General features: G+C 71.7%; 2 protein-coding genes. One reads left to right on the top strand and one right to left on the bottom strand.

Annotated features, from left to right (window positions below):
- The coding region (locus ABZV34_RS39210; protein WP_356287998.1) for a polysaccharide deacetylase family protein at positions 1–594 on the top strand (594 nt) is incomplete at its 5' end.
- Positions 595–610: 16 nt separating this feature from the next.
- Here the strand turns inward: ABZV34_RS39210 and ABZV34_RS39205 are convergent.
- Positions 611–1,630 (bottom strand): acyl-CoA dehydrogenase family protein (locus ABZV34_RS39205; RefSeq protein ID WP_356287995.1); only part of this gene is annotated, 1,020 nt, incomplete at its 5' end.

Raw genomic sequence — 1,630 nt, 5'->3', positions numbered from 1 at the left:
GCCATCGCCCATGCCTCGGACCGCGGCGCGCGGGGCGTCGACATCACCGTCGACGACGGACCGGACCCGGTCTGGACACCGCGGGTGCTGAAGGTGCTTCGGGAGTACGGCGTGAAGGCCACGTTCTGCATGGTGGGCACCCAGGCCCGGGCGCACCCGGACCTGGTCAGGGCGGTCGTGGCGGCCGGGCACCGGCTGTGCGACCACACGGTGTCGCACGACACCACCATGGACACCAAGTCCGAGTCGTACCAGGCGCGTCAGATCCTGGACGCCGAACGCATGATCACCAAGGCGTCCGGGGGTGTCCGGCCGCAGTACTACCGGGCCCCGGGCGGAGCCTTCACGCCGTACAGCCGCAAGCTGGCCGCCTCGCACGGGATGCGGCCGCTGGGCTGGAACGTCGACTCCAAGGACTTCGAGCGGCCCGGCACCGACGTCCTGGTCGCCACCGTCAAGCAGGAGATCTCCAACGGCCCGACCATCCTCTTCCACGACGCGGGCGGCGACCGCTCCCAGACCGTCCACGCCCTGCGCGAGATCCTGCCGTGGCTGAAGCGGCAGGGGTACTCCTTCGGCTTCCCCGTGCGCTGACCCGCGAGGTGCGTGGTCAGGGCCGGGGTGCCTCCTGGCCGTGGACCCTGAGGGTGCCCCGGTCGGTCTCCCGCAGCGCCCGGCCGATGATCAGACGCTGGATCTGGTTGGTGCCCTCGAAGATCTGCATGACCTTGGCCTCGCGCATGTAGCGCTCGACCGGGAAGTCGCGGGTGTAGCCGGCGCCACCCAGCACCTGGACGGCGTCCGTGGTGACCTTCATGGCGTTGTCCGTGGCGATCAGCTTGGCGATGGAGGCCTCGCAGCTGAAGGGGAGTCCCTGGTCCTTGAGCCGCGCGGCGGCGAGCGTGGTGGCGCGGGAGGCCTGCACGGCCGCGGCCATGTCCGCGAGAACGAAGGCCAGCCCCTGGTGTTCGATGATGGGGCGGCCGAAGGTCTCCCGCTCGCGGGAGTAGCGCAGCGCGTGGTCCAGCGCTCCCTGGGCCAGGCCCGTGGCCACCGCCGCGATGCCGAGGCGGCCGCAGTCCAGCCCGGCGAAGGCGATCGCGAGGCCCTGGCCCTCCTCGCCGATCCGGTACTCCAGGGGAACGCGGACGTTCTCCAGGCGCACGGTGGCGGTGGCCGACCCGGTCAGGCCCATCTTGTGCTCGGGCGGATCGGCGATGACGCCGGGGGTGTCGGCCGGGACGAGGAAACAGGAAATGGCCCGCGAGCCCGTGTCGGACGTCCGCGCCATGACCGTGTAGAAGTCCGCGTGCCCGCCGTGCGTGGTCCACGCCTTGGCGCCGTCGAGCACGTAGTGGTCGCCGTCCCTGACGGCCCGCGTGCGCATCGCCGCGGGGTCGGAACCGGCATGGGCCTCGGACAGGCAGTAGGCGCCGAGCAGCTCCCCGCCGAGCATGCCGGGCAGCCACTTGTCCTTCTGCTCCTCGGTGCCGAACGCGGCGAGGGCGAAGCAGGACAGCGCGTGCACAGAGACGCCGACCGCGACGCTGGCCCAGACGGCGGCGATCTCCTCGACGACCTGGAGGTAGACCTCGTACGGCTGGCCGCCACCGCCGTGCTCCTCGGCGTA

The sequence above is a fragment of the Streptomyces sp. NPDC005195 genome (assembly GCF_040608315.1).
Lineage (GTDB): Bacteria > Actinomycetota > Actinomycetes > Streptomycetales > Streptomycetaceae > Streptomyces > Streptomyces kaempferi.
This window is presented reverse-complemented; position numbering and strand designations above follow the sequence as displayed.